This is a genomic window from Lactobacillus sp. ESL0679 (assembly GCF_029433515.1).
GTDB lineage: Bacteria > Bacillota > Bacilli > Lactobacillales > Lactobacillaceae > Lactobacillus.
The window spans coordinates 212,817-237,733 of record NZ_JAQTIG010000002.1 but is presented as its reverse complement, the minus strand read 5'-3'; the positions used below and the strand labels follow the sequence as shown (position 1 = coordinate 237,733).

Annotated in this window: 23 protein-coding genes; 17 read left to right on the top strand and 6 right to left on the bottom strand. The window is 37.9% G+C overall.

Features of this window, described 5'->3' with window-relative positions; genetic code table 11:
* From PT287_RS04070 to PT287_RS04040, 7 genes are all read left to right on the top strand, one after another.
* The gene (locus PT287_RS04070; RefSeq protein WP_277132824.1) at nt 1-996 is read left to right on the top strand and encodes a 2-hydroxyacid dehydrogenase; all 996 of its coding nucleotides are present in this window, start codon (nt 1-3) and stop codon (nt 994-996) included.
* A 1-nt stretch (nt 997) separates the two neighbouring features.
* Nucleotides 998-2,452 (top strand): FGGY family carbohydrate kinase, encoded by a 1,455-nt coding sequence (locus PT287_RS04065; protein WP_277132822.1) that lies wholly within the window; start codon nt 998-1,000, stop codon nt 2,450-2,452.
* 15 nt (nt 2,453-2,467) lie between these two features.
* Nucleotides 2,468-3,115 (top strand): L-fuculose-phosphate aldolase, encoded by a 648-nt coding sequence (locus PT287_RS04060; RefSeq protein ID WP_277132820.1) that lies wholly within the window; start codon nt 2,468-2,470, stop codon nt 3,113-3,115.
* Nucleotides 3,116-3,171: 56 nt separating this feature from the next.
* Nucleotides 3,172-3,618, top strand: a complete 447-nt coding sequence (locus PT287_RS04055; protein ID WP_277132818.1) for a PTS sugar transporter subunit IIA — start codon at nt 3,172-3,174, stop codon at nt 3,616-3,618.
* A gap of 2 nt (nt 3,619-3,620) precedes the next feature.
* Nucleotides 3,621-3,914: a PTS sugar transporter subunit IIB gene (locus tag PT287_RS04050; protein WP_277132816.1), complete on the top strand. Its 294-nt coding sequence runs from the start codon at nt 3,621-3,623 to the stop codon at nt 3,912-3,914.
* Nucleotides 3,915-3,959: 45 nt separating this feature from the next.
* Complete coding sequence (locus PT287_RS04045; protein WP_277132814.1) at nt 3,960-5,354, top strand: PTS transporter subunit IIC; 1,395 nt, start codon at nt 3,960-3,962, stop codon at nt 5,352-5,354.
* A gap of 205 nt (nt 5,355-5,559) precedes the next feature.
* On the top strand, nt 5,560-6,348 hold the full coding sequence (locus PT287_RS04040; protein WP_277132812.1) for a DeoR/GlpR family DNA-binding transcription regulator: 789 nt from the start codon (nt 5,560-5,562) through the stop codon (nt 6,346-6,348).
* Between the two features lie 53 nt (nt 6,349-6,401).
* On the opposite strand, the gene PT287_RS04035 is transcribed toward PT287_RS04040, so the two are convergent.
* Together PT287_RS04035 and lepB are read right to left on the bottom strand one after the other, a co-directional pair.
* Nucleotides 6,402-6,593, bottom strand: coding sequence for an LBP_cg2779 family protein (locus PT287_RS04035; RefSeq protein ID WP_277132811.1), 192 nt, complete (start codon nt 6,591-6,593; stop codon nt 6,402-6,404).
* Nucleotides 6,594-6,655: 62 nt separating this feature from the next.
* Nucleotides 6,656-7,228, bottom strand: coding sequence for a signal peptidase I (gene lepB, locus PT287_RS04030; RefSeq protein WP_277132809.1), 573 nt, complete (start codon nt 7,226-7,228; stop codon nt 6,656-6,658).
* Nucleotides 7,229-7,309: 81 nt separating this feature from the next.
* Between lepB and PT287_RS04025 the strand changes: the two genes are divergently transcribed.
* The 9 genes from PT287_RS04025 (at nt 7,310) to PT287_RS03985 (ending at nt 17,233) form a co-directional block, all read left to right on the top strand.
* Nucleotides 7,310-8,062: an SAM-dependent methyltransferase gene (locus PT287_RS04025; RefSeq protein ID WP_277132807.1), complete on the top strand. Its 753-nt coding sequence runs from the start codon at nt 7,310-7,312 to the stop codon at nt 8,060-8,062.
* On the top strand, nt 8,052-9,017 hold the full coding sequence (locus PT287_RS04020; RefSeq protein WP_277132805.1) for a hypothetical protein: 966 nt from the start codon (nt 8,052-8,054) through the stop codon (nt 9,015-9,017). The genes PT287_RS04025 and PT287_RS04020 overlap by 11 nt, the downstream gene beginning before the upstream one ends.
* Nucleotides 9,010-10,395: an RsmB/NOP family class I SAM-dependent RNA methyltransferase gene (locus PT287_RS04015; protein ID WP_277132803.1), complete on the top strand. Its 1,386-nt coding sequence runs from the start codon at nt 9,010-9,012 to the stop codon at nt 10,393-10,395. The genes PT287_RS04020 and PT287_RS04015 overlap by 8 nt, the downstream gene beginning before the upstream one ends.
* A gap of 9 nt (nt 10,396-10,404) precedes the next feature.
* Entirely contained in the window at nt 10,405-11,190 is a 786-nt protein-coding gene (locus tag PT287_RS04010) for an HAD family hydrolase (protein ID WP_277132801.1), read from the top strand.
* A gap of 26 nt (nt 11,191-11,216) precedes the next feature.
* A complete protein-coding gene (locus PT287_RS04005) occupies nt 11,217-11,954 on the top strand; it encodes an NADPH-dependent oxidoreductase (RefSeq protein WP_277132799.1) in 738 nt (245 codons plus the stop codon).
* Nucleotides 11,955-12,333: 379 nt separating this feature from the next.
* Complete coding sequence (locus PT287_RS04000; RefSeq protein WP_277132798.1) at nt 12,334-13,329, top strand: helix-turn-helix transcriptional regulator; 996 nt, start codon at nt 12,334-12,336, stop codon at nt 13,327-13,329.
* Between the two features lie 18 nt (nt 13,330-13,347).
* A complete protein-coding gene (locus tag PT287_RS03995) occupies nt 13,348-15,156 on the top strand; it encodes an FAD-binding protein (RefSeq protein WP_277132796.1) in 1,809 nt (602 codons plus the stop codon).
* A 14-nt stretch (nt 15,157-15,170) separates the two neighbouring features.
* Nucleotides 15,171-16,964: an FAD-dependent oxidoreductase gene (locus tag PT287_RS03990; RefSeq protein WP_277132794.1), complete on the top strand. Its 1,794-nt coding sequence runs from the start codon at nt 15,171-15,173 to the stop codon at nt 16,962-16,964.
* Between the two features lie 140 nt (nt 16,965-17,104).
* Nucleotides 17,105-17,233: a hypothetical protein gene (locus tag PT287_RS03985; protein WP_277132792.1), complete on the top strand. Its 129-nt coding sequence runs from the start codon at nt 17,105-17,107 to the stop codon at nt 17,231-17,233.
* Between the two features lie 114 nt (nt 17,234-17,347).
* Here PT287_RS03985 and fni read toward each other — a convergent pair whose 3' ends face one another.
* Genes fni through mvk form a run of 4 tightly spaced genes read right to left on the bottom strand, consistent with a single transcriptional unit; the run spans nt 17,348 to nt 21,364 of the window.
* Entirely contained in the window at nt 17,348-18,364 is a 1,017-nt protein-coding gene (gene fni / locus PT287_RS03980; protein WP_277132791.1) for a type 2 isopentenyl-diphosphate Delta-isomerase, read from the bottom strand.
* Between the two features lie 8 nt (nt 18,365-18,372).
* Nucleotides 18,373-19,455 (bottom strand): phosphomevalonate kinase, encoded by a 1,083-nt coding sequence (locus PT287_RS03975; protein WP_277132789.1) that lies wholly within the window; start codon nt 19,453-19,455, stop codon nt 18,373-18,375.
* 35 nt (nt 19,456-19,490) lie between these two features.
* Nucleotides 19,491-20,456, bottom strand: coding sequence for a diphosphomevalonate decarboxylase (gene mvaD / locus PT287_RS03970; protein WP_277132787.1), 966 nt, complete (start codon nt 20,454-20,456; stop codon nt 19,491-19,493).
* Nucleotides 20,456-21,364 (bottom strand): mevalonate kinase, encoded by a 909-nt coding sequence (gene mvk, locus PT287_RS03965; protein WP_277132786.1) that lies wholly within the window; start codon nt 21,362-21,364, stop codon nt 20,456-20,458. The genes mvaD and mvk overlap by 1 nt, the downstream gene beginning before the upstream one ends.
* Nucleotides 21,365-21,439: 75 nt before the next feature.
* Here mvk and PT287_RS03960 point away from each other — a divergent pair, with 75 nt between their 5' ends.
* Complete coding sequence (locus PT287_RS03960) at nt 21,440-24,916, top strand: PD-(D/E)XK nuclease family protein (RefSeq protein WP_277132785.1); 3,477 nt, start codon at nt 21,440-21,442, stop codon at nt 24,914-24,916.
* Nucleotide 24,917 lies beyond the last annotated feature (1 nt).

The following is a 24,917-nucleotide window of genomic DNA, read 5'->3' as shown; positions in this document are numbered from 1 at the left end:
ATGAAAATTTATATTCGTGCAGAAATTGTTGATGATTTACGTGCTAAATTAGCTGATAAATTTGATGAAGTTGTTTACGATCCATGGACAAAAGATGGTAAGCGATTCTATCCAGATGAAATGGCTGAAAAAATGGCTGAAGTTAATCCGGACGTTTTAATTACAGAACTGGACCAAATTAACGACAAAGTTTTAAATGCAGCAACAAATTTAAAATTAATTGTTGATTGTCGATCAACTCCAGAGAATATTGATGTTCCAGCAGTAACAGCACATAATGTACCGTTAATCCACACTCCAGCAAGAAATGCTGAAGCCGTTGCTGAAATGTTAGTTGGTACTTTAGTCATGCAGCAAAGACAAATTATTCCAGCAAGACAATGGATCCTTGACGGTAAGTGGGTACCTGGTACAACTCCTTACTATATTTGGAAAGGGCATGAGTTATATTCACAAACTATTGGCTTTGTCGGTTTTGGAGCAGTTGCACGTAAAGCAGCTCACTTGCTTGAAGCATTTGGTTGTAAAATGTATTTCTACGATCCATATGTTGAACATGCAGACGGTCCAGTAGAAAAGACTGATCTTGCCACTATTTTTAAGAAATCTAATATCGTATCTGTTCACTTACCAGTAACTAAAGAAACTGAAAGAATGATTGATGCTAAATACTTTGATTTAATGAATAAGAATGGACTATTTGTTAATACTTCAAGGTCAGCAGTAGTTAATAACGATGACTTGTATGATGCATTGGTCAATAAGCAAATTAGTGGCGCAATACTTGACGTTTTAGATGTTGAACCACCAAAAACAAAAGATGATATGAAATTAGCTCTACTTGATAACGTCATCTGTACACCACATATCTGTGGCTCTACTTATGAAGTTGTACTTCATCAATCAGAAATTGCTGTTCAATCTATTCTGAACTTCTTAAATAAAGATTATAAGCATGCAAATTTGATGAATCCGACTGTAATAGGAAGCAATTAATATGGCTGACAAGAAGTTTTACTTGCTCATAGATATTGGAACAGGTAGCAGTCGAGTTTGTTTAATGGACAATCTAGGTAAGGTTTATGACCTGCAGCATATTTCTAATGAATATCAGTCTGATAAAAATGGAGGAATGTTAATTGATATTCCAACTTTTATGAGGAATCTTCAAACTGCTTCTAAAAAAGTTTTAAGTTCATTTGATAACCATATCTCAGCAATTACTGTTTCAGGAGCTAGACAGACATTCTTTTTAACTGATGAAAATCAAAAATTACTTTTTGGTATTCCTAATATTGATAGTAGAGGGGAACGTTTTATTAACGATTACGTTGATAATTTTATCCAAATTCAAAATATTACCACACGAAGCTTATCTGCAGATTTTTTGGCAATGAAATTAGTAGGATTAAAGCATGATCGACCAGAATTATTTGCTAAAGTTTGTTCATTTACAAGTTTAAGCGAAGCTTTTGCATTACTGTTTTGCAATAAGTTAGTAATTGAATATTCACAAGCTGTTGAAACACAATTATTCGATTTACATACTAAAAATTGGGATAAAAACCTATTAGATATATTCGGATTAACTAACATTAGATTACCTACTATTGTTAAAACAGGTACTAAATTTAAAGTAACCAATATAGATATGCTAGAGAGTTTTGGAATTAATCGTCAAAGTAGCTGTGATTTCGTAATTGGGGGAGCTGATACTCAACTAGCAATGAGAGCCATCACAGATGCACAAGATACTAGTACCTTGTGCCTGGTTTCCGGAACAACTAGTCCAGTTTGTATTCGTTCAAAAGAAGCTTCAAGTGATACTAATTGCTGGCTTGATTTGGATCTTGGCGGTGACGATTATGTCTTAGAATATAATCCAGGTGTCACAGGTCTTAATTATGAATACGCTAGACAGGTATTATTGCCTGAAACCAGTTATAAAGAAATAGAAGAAGATATTTCTTTGTCTAGTGAACAAAAAATACTTGCAAATTTAACTACACAAAGTTTTCGTAAATCTACAGGAATTAATGGTTATGGAGGTTGGTATATGTTACCACCACTTTCTAAGAAAATAACCAAAAAGGAAATTGTTGGCAGTGTACCATTAGACATTGGTTTTGCAATTTCTCAAAAAATTAAACAATTAAGTAAAACAGTATCCAATACAAAGGATACAATCGTTGCCTGTGGTGGAGGGATGAATTCTCAAATAATTCCCCAAGTTGTCGCTGATATAACTGGTAGAGCAGTAGCGATATATTCAGATTTTCAGGAGCCATCAATTATTGGCTGCTTTAATGTTGCTAATGAAGCAATGGGAGAAAATAATCAGAATATCTCAAGGCCATTAAGATTCAAATATCAACCGCATAAAAACGAAAAATTATTACGTTGTTATTATCAATGGCAAGAAATTGGTAATAACACAGTTGTCAAAAAATAGGAGAATAAAATTATTATGGATTATATTGAAGAAAGAAATAAAATTGTTGAATTTGGTAAAAAATTGGTTGATGAGCATTTAACAACAGGTACTGGTGGTAACTTGAGTATCTTTGTTCCTGAATCAAAGGTAATGCTAATTAGTCCATCAGGCATCGACTATTATGAAACTAAACCAGAAGATGTTGTTGTGATGGATCTCGATGGCAACATTCTTGAAGGTGATCGTAAACCATCAAGTGAATTTGAAATGCACTCAATCTTTTATAAAAATAATCCTGAAATTAAGTCTGTAATTCACTCGCATGCTGATTTTGCTACAGCAATGGCTTGCTTAAACAAAGATGTGCCACCAATTCATTATGTAGTAGCTGATTTATGCAAAACATTGAAGTGTACTAATTATAAGATCTATGGTTCTCATGATATTGCAGTAGAAGCTTACAAGACTATGGGAGAAGATCATGGCATTTTGCTTGCAAATCACGGTCTTTTAGCTATTGGTAATTCGATTGAATCAGCAATGGGTAATGCTAGAAATATTGAATTTTTGTGTAAATTGTATATTTATGCCAGTGCAGTAGGTACCCCTGTACCATTGAATGAGAAACAAATGAATGAAGTAGCTAAAAAATTTACGACATACGGACAACCTAAAAAATAAAAAGAGGGGGGTCAAATACCCCTCTTTTTATTTCAAATATTTTAGATGGTGAAAATATGATTTTTAGTGAAAAATTAATTATAGATAACGCGTCTGTCCAAACTAAAGATGAACTTTTTAATTTAGCAGCAAAAAAATTATCTGAATTAAAAATGATAAATAACTCGTATCTGCCTGCTTTACAAAGGCGAGAAAAAAGTTTTCCTACAGGCCTGCAAACAAAAACTATTGGTGTTGCTATTCCACATTGTGACCCAATAAATATCAAAAAGGATGGTATTCTTGTAGTTCGCTTGAATAAGCCTATCCCTTTTCAACAAATGGGATCTTCTGATACTGAAGTTGAAGTGAAAATAGTGTTCTTTATTTGTTCTACGGGAGCTCAACAACAATTACAGAATTTACGAGAATTAATCGCAATGTTCCAAGATGATAGCTTTTTAAAAGAAGTATATCAATCAAAAGATTTGTTTGATGCACTATCTTTATGGAAAGGAAAATAAAAATGAAAAAAACAATTAATTTATTAGCCGTTTGTGGCTCAGGAACTGTCAGTTCAACAATGGTAGCTGAAAAAGCTCAAGAATATATTGAATCTTTGGGCTTTAATGTTCAAGCTGAAGAGCTAAATCCGCAGCAGGCTTCTGAAAGAATCCCATCCGGTGATTATGACCTTGTTGTCTTCACATCACCAATACCTGGTACATATGACATTCCAATTATCAATGCAACTGGATTGTTAACAGGTATCGGTGAAGAAGATGTGTTTGAAAAAATCAAAGAAGCTATTACTGAATAGTAATGTATATTTAATACTTATCTTAAAAAGATAGGAGGCAAATAAATGCAAACATTAAAAACAATTATGGATACCTTTGGAGCAAATATCTTTGTACCAATCGTAATTTTCCTAATTTGTATCTTCATGAAGATAAATGTTAAAAAAGCTATTAACTCAGCTATTCTTGCAGCTGTTGGTTTAATTGGTTTTGATATGATTACTAATTATTTCACACCTGTTATTTCTCCAGTTGTTGACAAAATGGTAAAGTTGGCACACCTAAACTTACCAGTATTAGATATTGGTTGGCAAGCTACAGCTGTAATTGCTTATTCTACTCAAATTGGAATGGTCTTTATTGCCGTATTACTAATTTTTCAAGTATTTTTATTTGCAATTAAGTGGACTAACGTTTTTATGCCAAGTGATTTATGGAATAATTACTCATTAATTTTATGGGGCTCAGAACTTTACTTTGTTACAAAAAACATGTGGCTAGCTAGCTTTTTAATGCTATTTGGTAACATGGTATGTTTACTGTATTCTGAAGTTATAGCTAATCGCTGGTCAACATATTATGGATATCCTCAATGTACTTTATCTGCACCTCACCAAGTTGGTAACGTACCCTTTGCCTTAATTTTAAATGTAGTTTTATCAAAATTAGGTGCTGATAAGATTCAATTAAATCCTGAAAATATTCGTAAAAAGCTTGGATTTTTGGGTGATCCAATGATTATTGGTTTTATCGTTGGCTTTTTACTTGGTTTTATTGGTAACTTTACAACACTAACTGCAATTGCATCATGGGGACAAATTTTAACTACTGCAGTTACTACTTCAGCAGTTATGGCAATCTTCCCAAAGATAGGTAGTATTTTTGCAGCTTCATTTTCAAGTATTACATCTGCTTCCCAAAAATCAATGAAAAAGGGTGGTCGAGAATGGTATGTTGCTGTTAATGATGCATTAGGCTATGGTGAAAGTGCAACGTTAACTACTGGAATTTTAATGATTCCGTTTGCTTTGATTATGGCATTTATTTTACCAGGTAACATTATCGTGCCAGTAATGTGCTTAACAGGATTTGCATATGATTCAGAAATCAATATTGCTTTAGCAGATGGTAATATTTTTAAAGCATTAATTATGGATATCTGTATTTTTGCAGGTCAGCTGTATATCGGTTCTTATTTTGCACCTATGTTTACTAAAATAGCTAAACAAGTCGGGGTTAAAATTCCTGGTAATAGTTTGATGGTTATTGGTTTTGTAGCTGCAAATATTCTATTGGGATTAATTACAATCGCTTTTATGACTAAAAACCCATTAATTATTGGAATTGTAGTTATTTTATATATTGTTCAGTTTATTTACTTCAAAAAAAACAAGAAGAAGGTTATCGACACAATTGAAAAGCATTCAGATTATTCAAATGTTCATGTAGCGAAATCATGACAAATTAGACGCTTTTAAGTTAGTAAAGTGAATTATCCAGCATTATAATAATAGCTATTAAGGTATTAAGTTGAATTACTTAATACCTTTTTTAGTGTATTACATTATTTGTTGCTAAGTAATTTGTTGGTTAATATAATTTTGTTATATGCTTATTTAGAATTGATAAACAGAATTTAGAAATTAATTTGGAGGATGTAGAGAATTGAAATTTGAAAGACTAGAAAAAATTGAAGAGCTTTTAAATTTATCTGGTAGTGTTACAGTTAAGCAATTATCCGATGAACTTGGAGTTTCAAAAGAAACAATTCGAAAAGATTTAGATTACTTAGCTTCTAAACGTAAAATTGGAAGAGTACATGGTGGCGCGTATTCTTTTTTAGCTAATAAATCTGTGCCTTTTAAAGCTAGAAATTCAATGTTAGCAAACATTAAAAATGACATTGCAACAAGTACAGCAAAGTTAATTACTAGCCAAGGAAATATCAGTTTTTTCTTTGATTCAGCGAGTACTTCTTTGCGAGTTTTAAAAGTTTTAAGTGCAACTGGAAGAAAATTTACAGGTATTACTAATTCTGTTGAATGTTTAAACTTTGCTTTGACAAAACCGACATTAGACTTTTATACAGAAGGGGGAAAGCTAAATAAGGATAATTTAAGTTTTGAAGCTGAGAATGTAAATGATTATGCAAAATACAGTGCTGATTACGCAATTCTTAGCCCAACTGGAATCGATATTAAATGTGGTATCACAGATAAAGATCCAATTGTAGCAAAAACAATGCAAGTATTTATTCAAAGAGCCAAAAAAGTATATTTGGTTGCAGATCATACTAAAATCGATTCAGTTAATACTTTTACAGTAGGTAATTTAGATCAGATCGATGGTATAATTACTGACAAAGTTAGTGATCCCAAAAATTGGAGTATAACTGCTAAAAAGAATGATTTTCTATTCAAAGAAACTAATAGTGATAAGCAAAAAAATAACTAAACAACAAAAGACCTTCAATAATTTGAAGGTCTTTTTAAGTAAGTTAATTAGTTTTAATGGCTTGCTGCCATGTAATCATAAAGCTGATTAATTTCTTCAGGAGTGAATTTACCCTCGCCAGTTTTCATTGCATGAATTTTTTCAACTGATAGGTGGCTGGCAAAGGCTAAATCAGTATCTGTGACGTGATGTCTTACTTGATAATCAATAATTGCATCGGATAACTCTTCTATTTGATGATTCATAATTATTCTCCTTTACAATTTTATTTTAACGAAAAATTGCTTAAATTCAAAGAGAAAGAATATTAAAATCCCTGAATTTTGTTGAAGGGCCAGTAACGTAAGACAACTTTGCCGACTAAGGCACTACGTTTAACAGGACCAAAGATGTGTGAGTCTTTAGAAATGTCACGGTGATCACCCATTACCCAATAGTAGCCCTTTGGCACCTTGTAGGTAAAATTGGTTGTGTATGTTTGTCCAGCCGCATTATCAGCTTGCTTTAAGCTGTTATCCAAGTATGGCTCCTTAAATAACTTGCCGTTAATGTACATTTTGTCATTTTTAGAGACCAACTTATCACCAGGTAAGCCGATAATCCGCTTGATGTAAAGTGCACCGGGAACATCATTAGCTGCCTTAGGTGCTAGTAAAACAACAACATCATTACGTTTAGGTTCAAAGTGCCGGACAGAAATTAGGCGGTCATTATTTTCAAAAGTTGGCTGCATTGAAGGTCCTGATACGCTATCATTTGAAAGAGCGTAGGTAAAGACGAGCCAAAAGATGCCTAAGATGACGACCATCATCACTACAACGTCAAGGATAAATTTTCCTAAACTTTCTTCTTCGTTTTGTTTATTTGCTTTTTTTGCCATAAAACTTCTCCTTTATTTGTTATCTTTTATTATAACTGAAATCTGTCTGTTTGAATGGTAAAATCAATATAGGAATTGAATATGACGAATTTTTTAGATAAAGTTAACCAATTAAATGGTCAAATTAAACATCCAGTAGTAAATAAGCAGGTTGCAGAAGTTAACCAAATTATTAACCAGCTGGATCAAAAACAAATTTTAACAACGGCACCGGTAAGATTAGGCTTGTTACCAGATGAGGTAGAAGAAATTTTGGAGCAAGTTGGACAGGGGCAAGCTGCAGATATTAAGGTATTAAATCAACTGCTTAATAGTCTGCGGCAATACTTATCAATTAGGTATGGCATTTGGTCACTACCCAATTTAACAACGGCACAACTGATTAAGGAGCAATTGCACGTAAACACTGCATTAGAAATCATGGCTGGTAATGCATATTGGTCAAGGGCTCTGGACAAGGCACAAATTAGGACAATCGCGACTGATTCATTAGAATGGTCCAAGACTTCCGCAACTGGTAGTCAACCAGCTTTTAATGTCATAGATTTAGATGCAGTTCAAGCAATTAAGCAATTTTCACAGGTCGATTTGATTATTTGTTCATGGGCACCCAACTTTACCGAGAGTGATTTATTGGCAGTTGCTGCATGGAAAAAGTATAATCCTAAGAGTCGCCTGCTATTTATTGGTGAGAAAAATGGAGCAACAAATTCGCCTGCCTTTTGGCAAACAGTGAAATTGCACCATTCGGCACAACTGCGGCAGATTAACCAGTCATTTCGCAGTTACGATTTTATTAATGAACAAATATTTGAGATAGAACATGAAATTTAAAAAATTAGGTTTAATTATTGTTTTTTTCTTAGCGCTTTTAGGCATTGGCAGCATGTTGTCTAACGTGCAGTCGCACGAAGCCGACCAGTTGCTGGAAGCCTATGGCTTAAGTAACAATACCCGCTATATTGAGATTAATACCGAGCAAAAGGTTAATACCTTTTTGCGCTACTTAACCCAAAATTACCCCAAAAACAAAATTCAAGTTCATCTTGAACGGCGGGGGACATCCCACCAAACACTTATTTGGGCTAATCACACGATTATTAGCTTGCCTACGGAATCTGGCCGTTACTTTTCGGCTGACGATTTTAAAGGGCAAGTTTCCTTTGCAGTTCTGGGACTGAATGCGAAAGTTAAAACGTTAAAAACGCAGGGCAATCAATATGTCGTCTTGCACCATAAATATTATTCCGTAATTGGGACTCTGAAGCACTACCGGCAAATGAAGCAAGATGGCTATTATTTGTCAACTGGACCTAAACAGCCAACGGGTGAATTTAAACTAGAAAATTACCAAATTATTATAGATGCCTCGGACAAGGTTATTCGTAAAATCGCGGCACATTATGGCGGCAAGGTAAGGACACCGTTATTTGTTAAGAAACACCAGATTCACCGCTTTTCAGTTATTCGGGAGATTTTATTAATCATTATGTTTGGCATAATTGCAATCATTTGTAACCTGCTGCTCGCTTTAATTGATTGGCAAACAGTTAAACGGACTAACCTGGCCGGCAACTTGTTACGCAATTGGTTTATCAATCGTGGTATTAGGCTAATTTTAACTGAATTATTGGTTACAGTAGGTGCCTACCTCTTTTTATGCTGGCGTGCATTTTACTCTAAACCTGACCATCTGATGTGGCTGCTGGCATTTAGCTGGTTCCTCATTATTTGGGGCTATATTTTCGGCATTTTTTACTTATCACGAAAGGAGCGGTATCGTGCTTAACTTGCCCGCAGAATTTACAAATAAATATCAAAAACTACTTGGTCAGGAGCAGGCAGGCATTATGTTTAAAGCAATGGCTGAGCCGAGTAAAAAAGCATTTCGCCTTAATCCGCTGAAATTTACGCAGCAAGTTTCCTATGATTGTGAGCAGCCTGTACCAGAGATCGAGGCAGCTTATTATGGTCAAGTTGCAGGTAATGATCCAGAATGGGTTAGCGGCACGGTTTATTCGCAAGATCCGTCAGCAATGTTTCCGGCTACTTTAATGAAAGCTAATCCCGGCGACAAAGTTCTTGATCTCTGCGCGGCTCCAGGTGGTAAAAGTACAGCCCTAGGTGAGCAACTCGCTGGTTCGGGATTATTGGTAGCTAATGAAATTTCGGCGACACGAGCCAAAATTTTACGAGAAAATATTGAACGCTGGGGGATTACCAATTGCTTAATTACCAGTGAGGATCCAGTAAATTTAACACCGCAATTCTCGCAATTTTTTGATAAAATTTTGGTGGATGCACCATGCAGCGGTGAAGGCATGTTTCGTAAGAATCCAGATGCAGTTAATTATTGGTCGCAAGATTATGTCTTAGTTTGTCAAAAGCGTCAACAAGAAATCTTAACGCAAGCTGTTAAAATGCTTAAACCCGGTGGTGAATTGGTTTATTCAACTTGTACCTATGCCCCAGAAGAAGATGAGCAGATTATTAGCTGGCTAATTAACGAATTTGGCTTTTCTGTGGTGGCACCAGGTTTAGATTCTGCTAAAATTAGTCACGGCCGGCCTGAATGGGCTGATAATAATCCCGCTTTAAAGGAGACCTTGCGCTTTTGGCCGCAAGACGACTTAGGTGAAGGGCAATTTGCGGCGAAGTTAAAATTGCCTGGCAACGTTGAACAACGACAAACTAAAGAAAAGAAACGTAAGAAAACTCGCTCGAAGATGCTGTTAACTAAGGAGCAGACCGAATTAGTAGCTGCGGTTTTAGAAAAATTCAATTTACCACAGCCCTTAGCCAATTGGCGTCAAGAAATTCGCGTGAGTCATGACCACGTTTTTCTTCCCGCGATTAAAGCAGCTAACTTACACCTAAAGGTAATTAACAATGGTCTAGAATTAGGTGTCTTAAAGAAAAATCGCTTTGAACCGGGACATCAACTAGCAATGGCATTAAGCCAAGTTCAGCAGGATCGAGTAGTTGAATTAAATCACCATGATTATGCAGCATACTTACATGGCGAAACGGTCCACATGAAGACTGACTTGCGCGGTTTTGTCTTAGTGAGTGCACGCCAGCTAATTTTTAGTTTTGGTAAAGTTACCGGCAACGAGGTACTCAAAAACTTCTATCCGAAAGGTTTACGAACTCTCAAGAAAGGTTAATTAGGTAAAATGATTAAGTTAATTGCAACAGATATGGATGGTACTTGGCTGACCGATGCTAAGACCTATGATGTTGACCTGTTTTTGCGTGAATTTAAAATTATGCAGGAGCGTAACATTAAATTTGTCGTTTCTAGTGGTAATCAGTACGAAAATTTGGTAACGAGATTTCCAGAAGTCGCTGATCAGATTTATTTTGTTGCTGAAAATGGGGCCTTGGTTGCCAAGGGTAAGCAGGTAATTCATACTGATAGCCTATCTGATAATGATTTAGCAACAATCGTGCAAATTACACGGCAATACGATGAAAAGGCAGTCGCTTCCGGATTACTAAGTGCTTATGTGCTAGATAGTGATAGTCCGGAATACATTGAGGAATTGCGCAAGTACTACTATAAAATTACGCCGGTGGTTGATTTTGCAAACTTAAACGATCAGATATTTAAGGTAACTTTTGACGTAGCTGAAGCTAAAATGCCGCAAATGCTAGCTGAACTAAAACAGAATTATCCTAATCTAGGTTTTGTTTCTGGTTCTGCGGGGTCAATTGATATGTCAACTAAAGGGATGAATAAAGCTGTCGGCTTGCAATACCTGAGCAAGAAGCTCGGAATTAATCCCCGTGAAATGATTGCCTTTGGCGACAGTGGCAACGATGTTGGAATGCTTAAGTATGTTGGCCGCGGCTATGCAACTGGCACGGCGCTGCCAAGTGCGAAGAATGCGGCGGACCGAATTATTGGTTCCAGTAATGATAGTGCTGTCCAAAAAGAAATATGGCGCTTATTAAATTAAATAGCTAGGGAAAGGAATTAAAAATAGTGAATGATTTTATCCAAAAAATGACACAACACGTTTCCGTACGAGATTTTGTCGATGAGCCGTTACCAATTGCAACTAAAGAAAAGTTATTAAAAGCTGCTAATAGTGCTTCATCGTCAAATTTTGTCCAAGCATTCTCAATCATTGAAATCACGGATACTCAGAAGCGCCAACAATTAGGTGAAATTGCCAACTGTCCAGAATATGTCATTCACAGTGGTGCCTTTTATGTCTTTGTCGCTGATTTATACCGGCAAAAATGTCTTTTAGAACATGCAAATCAATCATTAGCGGGCATTAAAAATATGGAAGCACTGCTAGTCAGCGTCATTGATGCAACTATTGCAGCTCAAAGTATGGCAATTGCTGCTGAGGAACTTGACTTGGGCATTTGCTATATTGGCGGCATTCGTAACGACTTGAAGCAAGTTAGTGAAATTTTGACATTGCCAGAATTTACCGTACCAGTTTTTGGCATGACAATTGGCGTTCCAACCAAGAAGAATGGACCTAAGCCGCGAATGGCTTTAGACCAAAAGGTCGCGCAAAATAGTTATGATAAAGCGAAGTTCACTGATTTAACAGCTTATCAGCAACTAACTGCGGCATATTATGCTAGTCGTAACAGTAACCAACAACAAACTGATTGGCTACAAAAGAATATTGACTTTTTTAGTGAAGCAAGACGACCTGATGTGGGTGCTTTTCTACAAAAGCAGGGTTTTGTATTGAAGTAGAAGGTTAGAGTAGGCGTATGATGCTTGCCTAATGTCATAATTTAAATTATGTAAAATTAATTCAGAAGAGGACTAGTTTCCGATATTTTATCGGGAGCTGGTCCTTTTAAATTTGCATCAGTTATGAAGAAGTCTGGCTTTAACTAATTTTTGCTCATAATTAAACATAGTTATGGAAAAATATCATCTGCCAAAATCGCTTTTCCATAACTATACAGCGTTTATCAGACATCTTTAAGATATTACATTAAGCAAAAAATAAATTATATCTTTCACAAAATAGTATTATTTTGGCGCGTTTAGGCATAAAATGTCGGTAAAAGATACTTTTTACTTAAATGAAAGGGTATACAATACTGATGAGAGCGGAGAAAGCATAATGACCGAGCAAACTTCTAGCGAATTACAAAATTTTTTGAAAAATCTTGGGTACCCGTTTGATTCTATCTCAGGCTTACTTGACTCAAGTGTCATTGATCGTTATTTAAATTCTAAATGGGAAAAGAGCTCACATGCCTTTGCCATTTTAGATAAAGAAGCCAGCGATCAGCAATTACTTGCATGTAGTGATGTTAGCAAGTTTTATCCGTTTATTCCTCCGTTCTTTGCTGCTTTGTCTAGTTCAAATGGTCTGCAGGCAATCAAGCGTTTGGCCGCTTATGAAAAGCTAGTTGGCCCAATTGTGATGGGGATTTTTGAGGAAGGTAAAAATCTACGAATTCATATCAGTTATTTGGACGACTACCGTAAATATTCTAGATTTAGTTTACTAGTTGACCAAATTTCTGTAATTAGCCTACTGCGAACAGGGACGAATTCACAAATTATCCCAGTTTCAATTGGTAGCAGATTTAAATATGGTCCAGTAATTACCGAATATCTAGGAATATCACCGCAAAAAAGCCGCGACAATTATTTAGTCTTTAAATTAAGTGATCTTAAGCGTTCATTTTCGACAGAAAATGATGTTGTCTGGAGTTTTATGGAGCCAGGACTGAAAAAATATCTTAAAAAGCTAAATGCTGATCCTCCTTTTGTGGCAGTAGTTCAGAATACCTTGTTCAAGTTAATTGCCGGCGGCAATTTTCAACTAAAAGACGTAGCTGAAGCTATCAAAATTTCACCGCGGACCTTGCAGAGATGGCTTAAACGAGAAGGGACCAGTTTTAAAGAACAAGTAACTATTGTTCAAAAAATATTGGCACTTAATCTACTGCAAGACTTAACTTTAACTACTACTGAAGTAAGTTTTTTAGTTGGCTTTAGCAATGTGACTTCGTTTTATAAGGCATTTAAACGCTGGACAGGCAAGACAGTCTTAACATATCGTCATCAAATTATTTTAGAAAAAAGCATGAATAATGATCCGAATTAACGTAAAGGAGGAACAACGATGTTCTTAAAAGATAATAATTCTTGGAATGCTGTTTATGATGTTATTGTCGTTGGCTTTGGTGGTGCGGGGGCAACTGCAGCCAGGTTCGCTGCAGATAACGGCGCTAAGGTGCTGCTAATTGATAGTGCACCAGAAGGTCACGAAGGTGGTAATACACGCTATTGCGGTCAGATTGTCCAAGCAGGTTATGACTTTGCCAAGTTGAAGAAATATTATGAACAAATGACGGCTCCACTTGATTTAGATGAAAAAGTGCTGGATACATTTGTTCAGGGAATGGTTGATTTGCCAACTTACTTTGAAAAATATTTAGGTGGCAAGGCCTTTAGTGTCAGAAAAAATCCCGGCAACAAGAATGTCGCCTTACTGGCATACATGATTGCTGAATATCCAGAGTTTGAAGGGGCAGAAACAAATGATGATCTGCTTATTCATGACCAAATTTTTGATAGTGCATTGTGGAAACGATTGCGGCAAAATGTCCTTGATCGTAGCAGCAAAATTGATGTTCTTTATGAAGCACCAGCCAAGCATTTAATTCAAGACGAGGATAAGACCATTATTGGTGTACAGTTTGAACAGAATGGCAAATTATATAATGCCAAAGCAAATAATGGTGTTGTACTGACCTTAGGAGGCTTTGAGAACAATGAACAAATGATTCAGGATTACCTCGGTGAAACTAAATTGTTGCCATATGGGACTTTGTATAACAATGGTGACGGTATTAAGATGGCCATTGAAGTTGGTGCTGATCTATGGCACATGAACAATTATGAGCCAGGCGGACCGGTCAATATTGCTGCCCCTAAAGGTCAAAGAGCGCACAGCACAATGGCGTGGAAATCACTTTTTGGTGGCTCATTAATTACAGTTGGTGACGATGGTACGCGTTATATTGCTGAAGACGATCCTACCAGGCATGGTCATCGCTATAATCATGGTATCTGGCGCATTCCACTTGCTCAAGTACATCCCCACATGATTTTTGACCAAAAGAAATATGACGAATTCATGAATCAGGATAATGATAATTTCCAAAAAGAGAGTTTAGCCAAAGTTGTTAAATCAGATACTCTCGCTGACTTAGCTAAGGAAATAGATGTAGAGCCAGCTGTATTGAAGAACACAATCGCAACCTATAATTTCTTCGTTGATCAGGGCGTTGACTACCAATGCGGGAGAAAGCCAGAATCAATGGTTAAAATTTCTATGACGGGACCATTTTATTCACTAGCTCAGCAACATACGATGTTAAACACTCAGGGTGGCCCACGCAGAAATGAAAAAGCAGAGGTCTTAGATACTGACCAACAAGTTCTGCCGCACTTATACGCTGCAGGAGAATTAGGCCACATTGGCGCTAACCAATACAACGGTGGTGGCGATATTGCCGACTGCCTGATTTTTGGTAAAATTGCCGGTGAGAATGCTGCTAAAGTAAAGGAACCAGTTGCGGTTAGTGGTGCCAGTATGGGTGAGCCTATCGCTAGTGGTGACTTCCCAGCATCTGCTTTGAATGAAACTAATTATGAAACCAAGCCAAACCAATACATTGGTAAATCAACGAGTGGCATGGGCAATGAAATCGTTGTTCGCGTGACGGTTAATGATGAAAAGCAGCCAACACAGATTGAAATTCTTAAAGAAAGCGAATCACCAGATTATGGTGGTAAGGCATTGAAGCAACTACAAGCAAAGATGATTGAAGAAAAAACTGCTGATGTTGATGCTGTTTCTGGTGCTTCTGCCACAAGCAAGGCATTCAAAGAAGCTGTATCTGTAGCGTTAAAGCAAGTTAAATAATAAAGGAGGCAATTATGGCTAATTTAAAAGATGGTACTTATCAAGGTACAGGTTCGGGAAATCGCGGCGAAGTTAAAGTTTCTGTCACTGTTAAAAACGGCGCAATTGCAGCCGTCAATGTGGATCAACAAGAAGAAACAGCTGGTATTAGTAGTGCAGCTTTGAAGAAAGCCCCAGAACTAATTATTGAACATCAATCATACAATATTGATGCAGTCACCGGTGCGACAATTACGTTTACTGCTGTTGAAAAGGCAGTTAAGGATGCCTTATCTAAGGCAGGCGACAGCAGCGCATTTGCCAAGAAAGTCGACTTAAGAACGATAACTAAAACTGATGATACTAGGGATTATCGTTACCTTGATCCTGCCACATTGAACTTCGAAGATGAGGCCGATGTTTTAATTATTGGTGCCGGTGCAGCTGGATTATCAGCCGCAATTTCTGCCAGACAAAAGGGTGCTTCTGTTCTTTGTCTAGAATATACATCAAGTTATATGTTGTCTGATATGACCTTGTCAGGTGGTTATTATAATGCCGGTGGTGGTACAAGTTTGCAGAAAAAGCAAGGCATTGAGGATACTAAAGAAAACTGGGATAATTATCTAAAAGCAGTTGGTCAAGGCTATGAAAATGATGGCATGCGTGAAGCTATTGTCGAACATGGTGCAGAAGATTATGAATGGCTAGCTAATGACGTTGGGGTTAACTTTGAAGAAGTCCAAGAAATCGGTAATGAACAAGCTATGAAAGCTTATGCTAAGCCAGCTGCTAGATCTCATTTAACCGTTGAAAAGAGTGGCTATGGTTTATCTAAACCTTTATTTGAAAAGGCTGAAGCAGTTGGCAGTAAGTTCATTTTTAACATTACTGCAGAAAATCTAATTACAGATAAAAATAATTGTGTAATTGGTGTTCACACAAATAAAGGTAACTTTAAGGGTAAAAGTATTATTGTGGCAACAGCCGGTTTCTCACGTAATAAGGAATTACTTAAGAGCTTTGCACCTGACTTTGCCGTTGGTGAGTCTTACGGTTCAATCAGACAAATGGGTGATGGCATTACTATGGGTGCTGAAATTGGTGCCAAATTGCGTGATATGTGGATGCCAATTGCTAATTCAATCGGTACACAATCAGGTGATAATGTTTGTATTGGGCCTTTGTGCACTGCTTGGACCAAGCCTTACATTTGGGTAGGTACTGATGCTAAACGTCATTTTAGAGAAGATATGTATTTTGAATTTGCTTCAAAGAAAATTGCAAGTTTAGATCAAGGATATGTATGGCTACTATTTGATGAAGGTATGGCTAATGAAATGCCTGCTGCCTTTTCAGCACCTGCACCATCGCCACATTTAAAGCGCGAAGTTGAAGACGGCTACTTTAAGAAAGCTGATACGATTGAAGATTTAGCTGGACAAATTGGGTTAGACCCGCAGACCTTAAAGCAAACAATTACTAAGTGGAATCAGGACGTTACAAAAGGTGCTGATTCGGAATTTGGCCGAACCAAAAATCTAACTGCCTTTAAGGCACCTTATTATGCTGCTAAACTTGCACCATCAACTCCTGATATGGCAGGTGGGTTAGCGATTAATCCTAAAGCAGAAGTTTTGGATAATTTGAATAAGCCAATTCAAAATCTCTATGCTGCTGGTAGTACAACTGGCGGCTGGCGTGGGATGACTTATCCTGGCTGTGGGATGGGTATTACCAATGCTGTTGTCTTTGGTAGAATAGCTGGTGCACAAGCTGCTGAAAATGCTAGTGAAGACACTACTTCGGGAGCTTCAAAGAATAAATAATTAAAAAAGAGTCGATTGTTTTTTGGATACATCGGCTTTTGTTAGCGTAAAGTATTTGTGGGGAAAATAAAAAATAGAAGAAAACCTTCTGTTAAAATGTAGTTTGAACAAAATTTACATTCAGAAAGGTTTTCTTCTATATGACTAGTTTACTACAAGACTTACAACTTTTGTTAGATAATTTGACTGCCAATACTAATAAACTGCTGGACAGCCAGCTTACTTTTGATGATGTCTTAGAAATATTCATGCAGGAATTACGCCGTTAGTCTTCTCAAACTAGAGCGGTTATTATTTCTATGATTAGTCAAGAATAAATAAAAAATATGATAGTCGCGAGCGACTATCATATTTTTTTGCCATAATTTTAATTATGTAAAGTTTTAACTTAACTGCCTGATTAAATCATGCAAGGGAAGGTCAAAATACTGCTTAATACTTGCTAAGTTAGTCAAATCCTTTTGACCAAAGACAGCTAATAAACCGGCTAATTCATGCTGCCAATTTTGAATTGTCCGCAATAAATATTCGGGTGTATTTTGCTCCATTGTTTGCAAAAAGACGTTAGAAATACCAACATATTGTCCACCCAAACATAAGCCCTTGAAGACATCCAGAGGATTGCGAACACCACCAGAAACGATCAGGTTGACTTGCTCTTTTTGGGCCATCATTGCCGCAATAACTGTTGGTAAGCCCAAAGTTTCTAGGTAAGAAAGGTCACTTTGATTACGCGCGTTTTCAATTTGCGCGAAATTCGTGCCACCACTACCAGCAACATCGAACCACTTAAAGCCTTCATTTTTAAGCAATTGAATGGTTGCACGGTCAAGACCAAAGCCAACTTCCTTAATAATTATTGGAACGGTGATTTCTTGCCGTAAACTTTTAAGATTATCCAGCCAGCGAAAATCACGTTCACCTTCAGGCATCGCAATTTCTTGAACTGTATTTAGGTGTACCTGCAAGGCATCAGCCTGTAATTCGCTGACAATTTTTTGGGCATCTTTAGGTACCGTTTTTGCATTAATATTGGCAATAATAATCCCATCGGGATTAGCATCGCGAGCCACTAAAAAGCTGTCTAGTTGTGCGTGTTCTTTAACTAAAATACTGGCTGAACCCAGAGCAAGAGCAATCTTAGTTTGGTTAGCAATTTTGCCCAGCTCTTTGTTAATTAATAATGACTTAGGCGAGCCACCAGTCATCGCGTTAATAAAGAAGGGGGCATTAACTGCTTTACCAAACATTGTTGTTTTAATTGCATCTAAATCAATTCGCGTTTCTGGCAGTGCTGGCCGTAATAAATGCATTTGGTCAAAGCTGTTGGCTTTTTCAGGTTCGAAAAAAGTTTGGGCTAAAGTTAAATGTTCTTCTTTACGTTTAGATCTGATTGACATTTTTTCTCCTATTGGGCAAATCTAACCTGATGAACGTGGAAGTTAAGAGGCTGGATGCCATTTTCCTGCCACTGACTTTCCAGTGCAGCCACATCAGTTGTCTTATCAGCAATTACAATGCCGCAGTCGCCGTTACCAGCACCAGAAGTCTTAGCTGCACCGCCGAAGTCCTCGGCAATGTTAATTAACTTAGAAAGCCGCGGAATTTCAATTGCAATTTGATTAATTCGAGCAAAATGCTGCAGCAGGCCACGATTAACGCGGATTTGCTTTTTAATTAAGGCAATATTATTTTGCTCAAAACCGGTAATCATCTTTAATACACATTCGCGTGATGCCTGCAAAAATTCGCGATATTCGCCATTCAGGGCAGCACGATTTGCATTAGTTTCATCAACCAGTCGTGAAGTTGACGCTGGCTTGTGGCTCCAGCCAATCATTAGGCGCATCCCTTCTGGCGGCGTCAGCAACTGGATTTTCAACCCTGGCCATGCCTCGTCTACAATACTTGACAAAGTTTTGTTAGCTAGTTCGTCAGTCAGCCATGCCTTATCAAAGGTTTGGTAGGCCAGCCAACCGCCGTAAACACTAGCGGCAATATCACCAGCAGAGCCATTACCCTGAACGGAGTAGTGTGAAATTGCGGATAATTTGTAAACTAATTCGTTGCTAAAAGGCACATTATAAAAGCGTAAAATTGCTTTAACTGTTGCCACGGTAACCGCCGCGCTAGAACCCAAGCCGTATTTTTTACCATCAGCTGAATCTAAGTCAGAATTAACGTGCAGGTCGTAAACCTTCATTTTAATATTCTGTTCAATGCAGTAACGTTCTGTGTAAGAAATTGCGGCTAAAATATATTCAAACGGATTATCACGATTATCAATTACCATTTTGGCGCCTTTACGCACCCAATGAATTGAGTCCTGTGAATACTGCTTGGAGTGGATTAGGCCCGTTGTTGACTTGCTTTTAGTAATTGAAACCCGAATAAACTGGTTAACTGCGACTAAGATTGCAGGGCAATCTTGTTCTAAAACAGCATATTCACCAGCAATATATAATTTCCCGGGTGCTTGTTCTGTGATCAATTAATTTAATCTCCTAATCAATTAAATTACGCTAATTAGTCCAGGCATGAGATACCTGGACCAAAACTTGCATTTACTATCTTAGCATTCTTAAACACAGACACAAATGAATTGGTCACATCTTTTACATTTCTTAACTGGCAGAGAACTTTAACGTTAGGGCCGGCATCGATTGTGTAGTAACATTCAATCCCACGCGCGCGCAATTGCGCAACTAACTTGATAGCTTTAATAGTGTCCGGCTCAAAATAAGTAAAGCCAGGCTGCGCCGTTAAATTAATTGCGTGCATCTCGCTGGCATTAAGTTCGGCTAGTTGTCCCAAATGAGTAAAATCATTTTCTTTAATGGCAGACGTCATTGCCGCCATTTCTTGCTCATTACGCGCCAGCCACGGCTTAAAAAAGGGCGAAGATTGTGCTTGCTTCATCCCACCAGTTGATGACAGTTTCTTGGGCTGCTGATTTAATTCAATTGCCAAAAGATGTAAGTCCATCTGCTGCGGATTTTCGTCCAAAGCGTAGGCATAAGAGGTCGCATCATCCACGCCTTTTTGCCAAACAGCAAAACCGCCATAGATTGACCGGCTGGCCGAACCTGAGCCAAGTCTAGCTAAGCGCGACAATTGCCGCTGATTAACGTCTAATTCGTAATATGCGCAAAAAGCTCCAGCCAAGGCCGCAAAAGCAGAACTAGATGAGGCTAGTCCTGCGGCTATTGGTACGTGATTAATTGAATGAACGGATAATGAACCGGTCACGTTAAAGTGCTGTTGTAGTTTTTTTAGATAAGCAAAAACGCGCTGGGCACTTTTGTCAGTTTGTTCAATATTATTTAAGAAAAAATGATTTCCCGTTGTGCTCGCTGTAATTTTAGTATCCGTATAAAACTGATCCAAAGTCATTGACAGACTGGACATTAACGGCAGCCGCAACTGGTCATCTGCCTTACCCCAATATTTAATTAACGCAATGTTTGTATGTGCTCGAACTGTCTTCGCCATTAAATTTCCTCAATCCATGAACCCGTGATTAATGTTTGACTGACGGCCGCTATTTTGTCTGCCGTTTTCCGGTTAGGGCATAGGGCAATTACAATACCGCCAAGGCCACTACCAGATAATTTAAAGCCTAAAGCCCCGTTAGCCAAGGCAAGTTTTTGTAACTGGTCGATTTTAGTGGTGGCTAACCCAAACGCCTGCAGAATTGCTTGCGCCTGACTAAAAATATGACCAACTTGAATTTGATCTTGGTTAAGCCATGCCGCTTTAGTTGCAGTAGCTAATTGTCCTAGCTGAGCAATCATTTGCTTTTTAGCAGGATCGGCCATCATTTGCGCGTGAACCAGTTTAACCGCTTCTTTCGTGCTGCCAAGTTCTCCCGTATCCATGATTAACAAAGTGGCCCCGAGCTTTGCGTTAAGTGTTTTAGGTCCCATTTTCTGGTTAAAAAAGACTAAATTAGTAGAATTAACGGTTGCCGCATCAAGACCGGAGGCCTTGCCGTGATTAATCATTTCGGCATGGTTAGTAATCACCATGATTTCTTTTTCTGTCAGATTTAATGCCAAATACTCATTCATCGCCTTAGTTGTGGCCAGAGCAACAGTTGCACTGGAGCCGAAACCGCGTTCTGTTGGAATTTCACCAGTATAAGTGATTTTAAGCGGCACAGTACCATCTGCCTTAGTCAGTATCGTCTTGACCACGTATTTTAAGCCGTCATATTCATCCGGCGCAGTAAAAAAGGGCCCGTGATAGCGAGCAGTATCCATCCACATTGTTGAGTTCGGTTCAACACTAGCTTTAATCTGCAAGGACATAATCGGCATGGCGAGGGCATCGTAACCATAAACAACTGCGTGCTCACCAATCAGGATAACTTTGCCATGTGCTAAATAACTACATTTCATTTTATTTAAGATCCTTAATGTTAGTAAAAAATTGCGGCTCCTATGCTAAAATATTAGCTAAGGAGAAGTGAACAAATGATCAAGATTCTAGTCGGTCGCCAAACAGATCCCTTGCAAGAAAAAATTCTGCAACTAGCAATTGAAAATTATCAAAACCAGCCAGAACATGAAACTTTTATCATTGTACCTAATCATATTAAGTTTACCACAGAAATTAGGGCAATAAATAAGCTTGCGCTGAGTCAAAAGCAAGTTGAGCAGTCAGTGAAAAATCTGCAGGTTTTATCATTTTCACGACTAGCCTGGTACTTTTTAAAAGACGCTGAAGAAGGACTACCAACGCAATTAGATGATGCAGCTGCGGCCATGCTGCTGGCAAAAATCATTGAAAACCAGCGTGACCAGCTGCATTTATTTAAAAACGTCAGCGTTAATTCTGGCTTAGTCAAGCAGCTCTATGACACTATTTTGCAAGTCAGAGCAGGTAACTTAGACCTCGATGAACTTGATGACAGTAATTTAGACTTAGAAACGAAAAATAAAATTGCGGATTTGCGAGTTATTTATGATGCCTTTATCACTGAAATTACGGATAAGTTTTCAACCAAAAATGAAGTGCAACTGCAGTTAAACGAATTATTAGCCAGTAAAAAAGACTTGGGTAAGACGGATTTTTATTTCAGCGATTTTTCACACTTTTCGCTGCAAGAAAGTCTGACCATTAAGCTGCTTATGATGCATGCTGGCAGTGTTACCTTGGCTTTCAAGACGAAACTGGGACAAATTGATTTTGATGCCGAGGCCGGCGATTACGATTATGTTATTCAAAAAACAATTGGTCAGTTAACGCACTATCTTGATGACCATAACTTAAATTATCAGGTTATTGGAACACCAATTGCACCCAAGCAATCAAATCGTGAGTTACTAAATGAGTTTTGGACGGGAACAATTGCCACACCCGAGAAACTAAATCAGGTTCAGTTAGTGCGTGCCGATTCACGTTACTCTGAAGCGTACTTTGTCGCCCGCACAATTTACCAGCAAGTAGCTCTGAGCAACTATCGCTACCGTGATTTTCTGGTATTAGCGCCTAATTTGCACGAATATGAAACCTACCTGACGCCAATTTTGCGGCAAAATCAGATTCCATTTTTTAATGATCTGCAACAGGAGATGAAGTATCATCCCCTGGTAGTGTTGATTGAAAATATTGCCCAGCTGCTTACTAGACCCCTGCAAACCAGCAATTTGCTGGCGATTTTAAAAACGCGGCTGTTAATTCCAGATTGGTATCAGGAAGAAGCCGCCTATATTCACGATGTTGACGAACTTGAAAACTTTGTCCTAGCGCACGGAATTAACCATAATTTATGGCGCCGCGATTTTACCAATTACGTGGCCGCGGAAGTCATCAGATTAGATAAAATTCCTAATGAAGTTGCTAACATCAGCAAGCTTAAGGATTATTTTGTCAAGCGAATTTCCGATTTACTTACTGAAATGAAAGAAGAGACCGACAGTCAACGTGCCGTTACCATTTTCTTTAACTTTTTAACCCAAAATGGGGTTCCAAAACGTTTGGAAAAATGGCGTGAAGATGCTCAAGAGCAGGGCGAATTGCAACAGGCGCAGCAGCCCGAACAAGTCTGGGACTTATTAATCAATTTACTTCACGATTATCTATTGATTAATCCCGATAAATTCGATATTGATAGCTTCTTTTACGTGTTAACCAATGGCTTCAAAGAAGCAACATTTTCGCAGATTCCGTCTACTCTTGATGCGGTCAACCTGTCTGAAATGGGAATGATCCAAACCAGTGGCTACAAGCAGGTCTTCATTATTGGGGCAACCAGCAACAATCTGCCAGCAATCCAAAATACCCCAGGCTTTTTAAGCACGGAAAACTTAGACAAGTTGAGTCAGGCGTTTGGTGAAGACTCTTACTTAGAAGACCGCCAGCAACTGAGCAATTTAGATCAGAATTACCAGTTCGGCGTGTCACTTGCTTTGGCCCAAGATAAGGTTTACCTTTCTTATCCCGTTTTAAACGCTGCTAATGAGGAGCTTGAGCCCTCAATTTATTATGAGCGATTAAAAAATGCAGGTGCGCCGGAATTTAGTCAGCATAACTTGCCGGATAAATTGCAGGATTTGTTGTCATTTTTAACAAATCCTGAAGCCAGCCTCGGTTATTTGACTTATTTGAATCAAAATAAGCCGCAGTCTCGCGTTCAGCAATTATTAGACCTGACGCAAAAGTATCTACCGCAAAAAACGGCAATGGTTCTTGAAGCCAGTCAGTTTGATAATCGACCTGAAGATATTGGTCCAGAGTTGGCCCAAAAGTTATACGGTGAAAACCTTAATTCTTCAGTTTCGCAGTTAGAAACTTTTTACGAAAATTCTTACGAATATTTCTTAAATTATGGCTTGCGGCTAAGAAAACGGTTTGAAAATGAGCTTGATGTGATCCAAGCCGGCAATTATTTTCACGAGACCTTTGACCGCTTAGTTAAGGAATTAAACCAGCAAAAGCTGGACTTAGCAGAAATCGATCAGGCCACCTTGCAGAGACTGCTCGAATTGGCGCGGGCAAAAATGCAGGATGAGACTAAATACCAGCAGTTAATGAATGATCCGTTTAATAAGTATCTATTCAGGTGTTTAGACCAAACAACAACTAAAGTCGCCAATAACTGGCACCGTTCTTTGCAAAAAACGCCGCTGCGGGCCAAATATTCAGAACTCAGTTTTGGCTTAGGCGAAAAAGTTAAGGGTCTGAACTTTGAAATTCCTAATTTAGCAGGTGAGCATTATGTTAACTTACGCGGCAAGATGGACCGGGTGGATCTTGCGCAAATTTCTGACCAGCGGGAGTTTTTGGCGCAAGTAATTGACTATAAGTCATCGGCGAAGAAGTTCAATCTCGGCTTATTTTATAACGGCATTTCTTTGCAGATGGTGTCTTACCTTGACGTCTTAGCACAAAATCAGGACTTCTTTGTTGGTAATCATCCGTTGTCTTTATTAGGGGCTTTTTATCAAACAGTTACCAGACAAATTGAGCGCCTGAATGGTAAAGACTTGATTGGCACTGATTTAATGCTAAAGCAGACATCCCTTGATGGTAAAACGCGGCTTAAATATACCGGATTAATCAATAATGATCCAGATTTACTATTAAAGGCTGAACCACTGCTTGAAGAAAAAGGCCAAGCCTCAGAACTTTATACTGGTGTTAAGACTAAGGCCAAAGGCGGCTTTAGCTTTAGTAATAAAAATGATTTTACTGAAGATGAAATCGACCTGTTATTAAAGTATGACGAGGATTTAATTAAGGCGGCTTCCAGCCAGATTCTGTCGGGGCAAGTTAAGCTCAATCCATATCAATATAGCAAGGGCAAAAACGCCTTGACCTATTCTGACTATCGCGATGTCTTCTTTTTTGACGCCATGCTCAAGGAAAATAAATACCACCAGATTAGTAATTTAAGTAAAAAAGAACTGCTTAATAAAATCAAAGAAAAATTAGGAGAGAGTGACTAGA

Bases quoted from the DNA above. Each gene is read 5' to 3' on its own strand.
- PT287_RS04070 (WP_277132824.1), top strand. From the start codon at position 1: ATGAAAATTTATATTCGTGCAGAAATTGTTGATGATTTACGTGCTAAA.
- PT287_RS04065 (WP_277132822.1), top strand. From the start codon at position 998: ATGGCTGACAAGAAGTTTTACTTGCTCATAGATATTGGAACAGGTAGC.
- PT287_RS04060 (WP_277132820.1), top strand. From the start codon at position 2,468: ATGGATTATATTGAAGAAAGAAATAAAATTGTTGAATTTGGTAAAAAA.
- PT287_RS04055 (WP_277132818.1), top strand. From the start codon at position 3,172: ATGATTTTTAGTGAAAAATTAATTATAGATAACGCGTCTGTCCAAACT.
- PT287_RS04050 (WP_277132816.1), top strand. From the start codon at position 3,621: ATGAAAAAAACAATTAATTTATTAGCCGTTTGTGGCTCAGGAACTGTC.
- PT287_RS04045 (WP_277132814.1), top strand. From the start codon at position 3,960: ATGCAAACATTAAAAACAATTATGGATACCTTTGGAGCAAATATCTTT.
- PT287_RS04035 (WP_277132811.1), bottom strand. From the start codon at position 6,593: ATGAATCATCAAATAGAAGAGTTATCCGATGCAATTATTGATTATCAA.
- lepB (WP_277132809.1), bottom strand. From the start codon at position 7,228: ATGGCAAAAAAAGCAAATAAACAAAACGAAGAAGAAAGTTTAGGAAAA.
- PT287_RS04025 (WP_277132807.1), top strand. From the start codon at position 7,310: ATGACGAATTTTTTAGATAAAGTTAACCAATTAAATGGTCAAATTAAA.
- PT287_RS04020 (WP_277132805.1), top strand. From the start codon at position 8,052: ATGAAATTTAAAAAATTAGGTTTAATTATTGTTTTTTTCTTAGCGCTT.
- PT287_RS04010 (WP_277132801.1), top strand. From the start codon at position 10,405: ATGATTAAGTTAATTGCAACAGATATGGATGGTACTTGGCTGACCGAT.
- PT287_RS04000 (WP_277132798.1), top strand. From the start codon at position 12,334: ATGACCGAGCAAACTTCTAGCGAATTACAAAATTTTTTGAAAAATCTT.
- PT287_RS03995 (WP_277132796.1), top strand. From the start codon at position 13,348: ATGTTCTTAAAAGATAATAATTCTTGGAATGCTGTTTATGATGTTATT.
- PT287_RS03990 (WP_277132794.1), top strand. From the start codon at position 15,171: ATGGCTAATTTAAAAGATGGTACTTATCAAGGTACAGGTTCGGGAAAT.
- PT287_RS03985 (WP_277132792.1), top strand. From the start codon at position 17,105: ATGACTAGTTTACTACAAGACTTACAACTTTTGTTAGATAATTTGACT.
- fni (WP_277132791.1), bottom strand. From the start codon at position 18,364: ATGTCAATCAGATCTAAACGTAAAGAAGAACATTTAACTTTAGCCCAA.
- mvaD (WP_277132787.1), bottom strand. From the start codon at position 20,456: ATGGCGAAGACAGTTCGAGCACATACAAACATTGCGTTAATTAAATAT.
- mvk (WP_277132786.1), bottom strand. From the start codon at position 21,364: ATGAAATGTAGTTATTTAGCACATGGCAAAGTTATCCTGATTGGTGAG.
- PT287_RS03960 (WP_277132785.1), top strand. From the start codon at position 21,440: ATGATCAAGATTCTAGTCGGTCGCCAAACAGATCCCTTGCAAGAAAAA.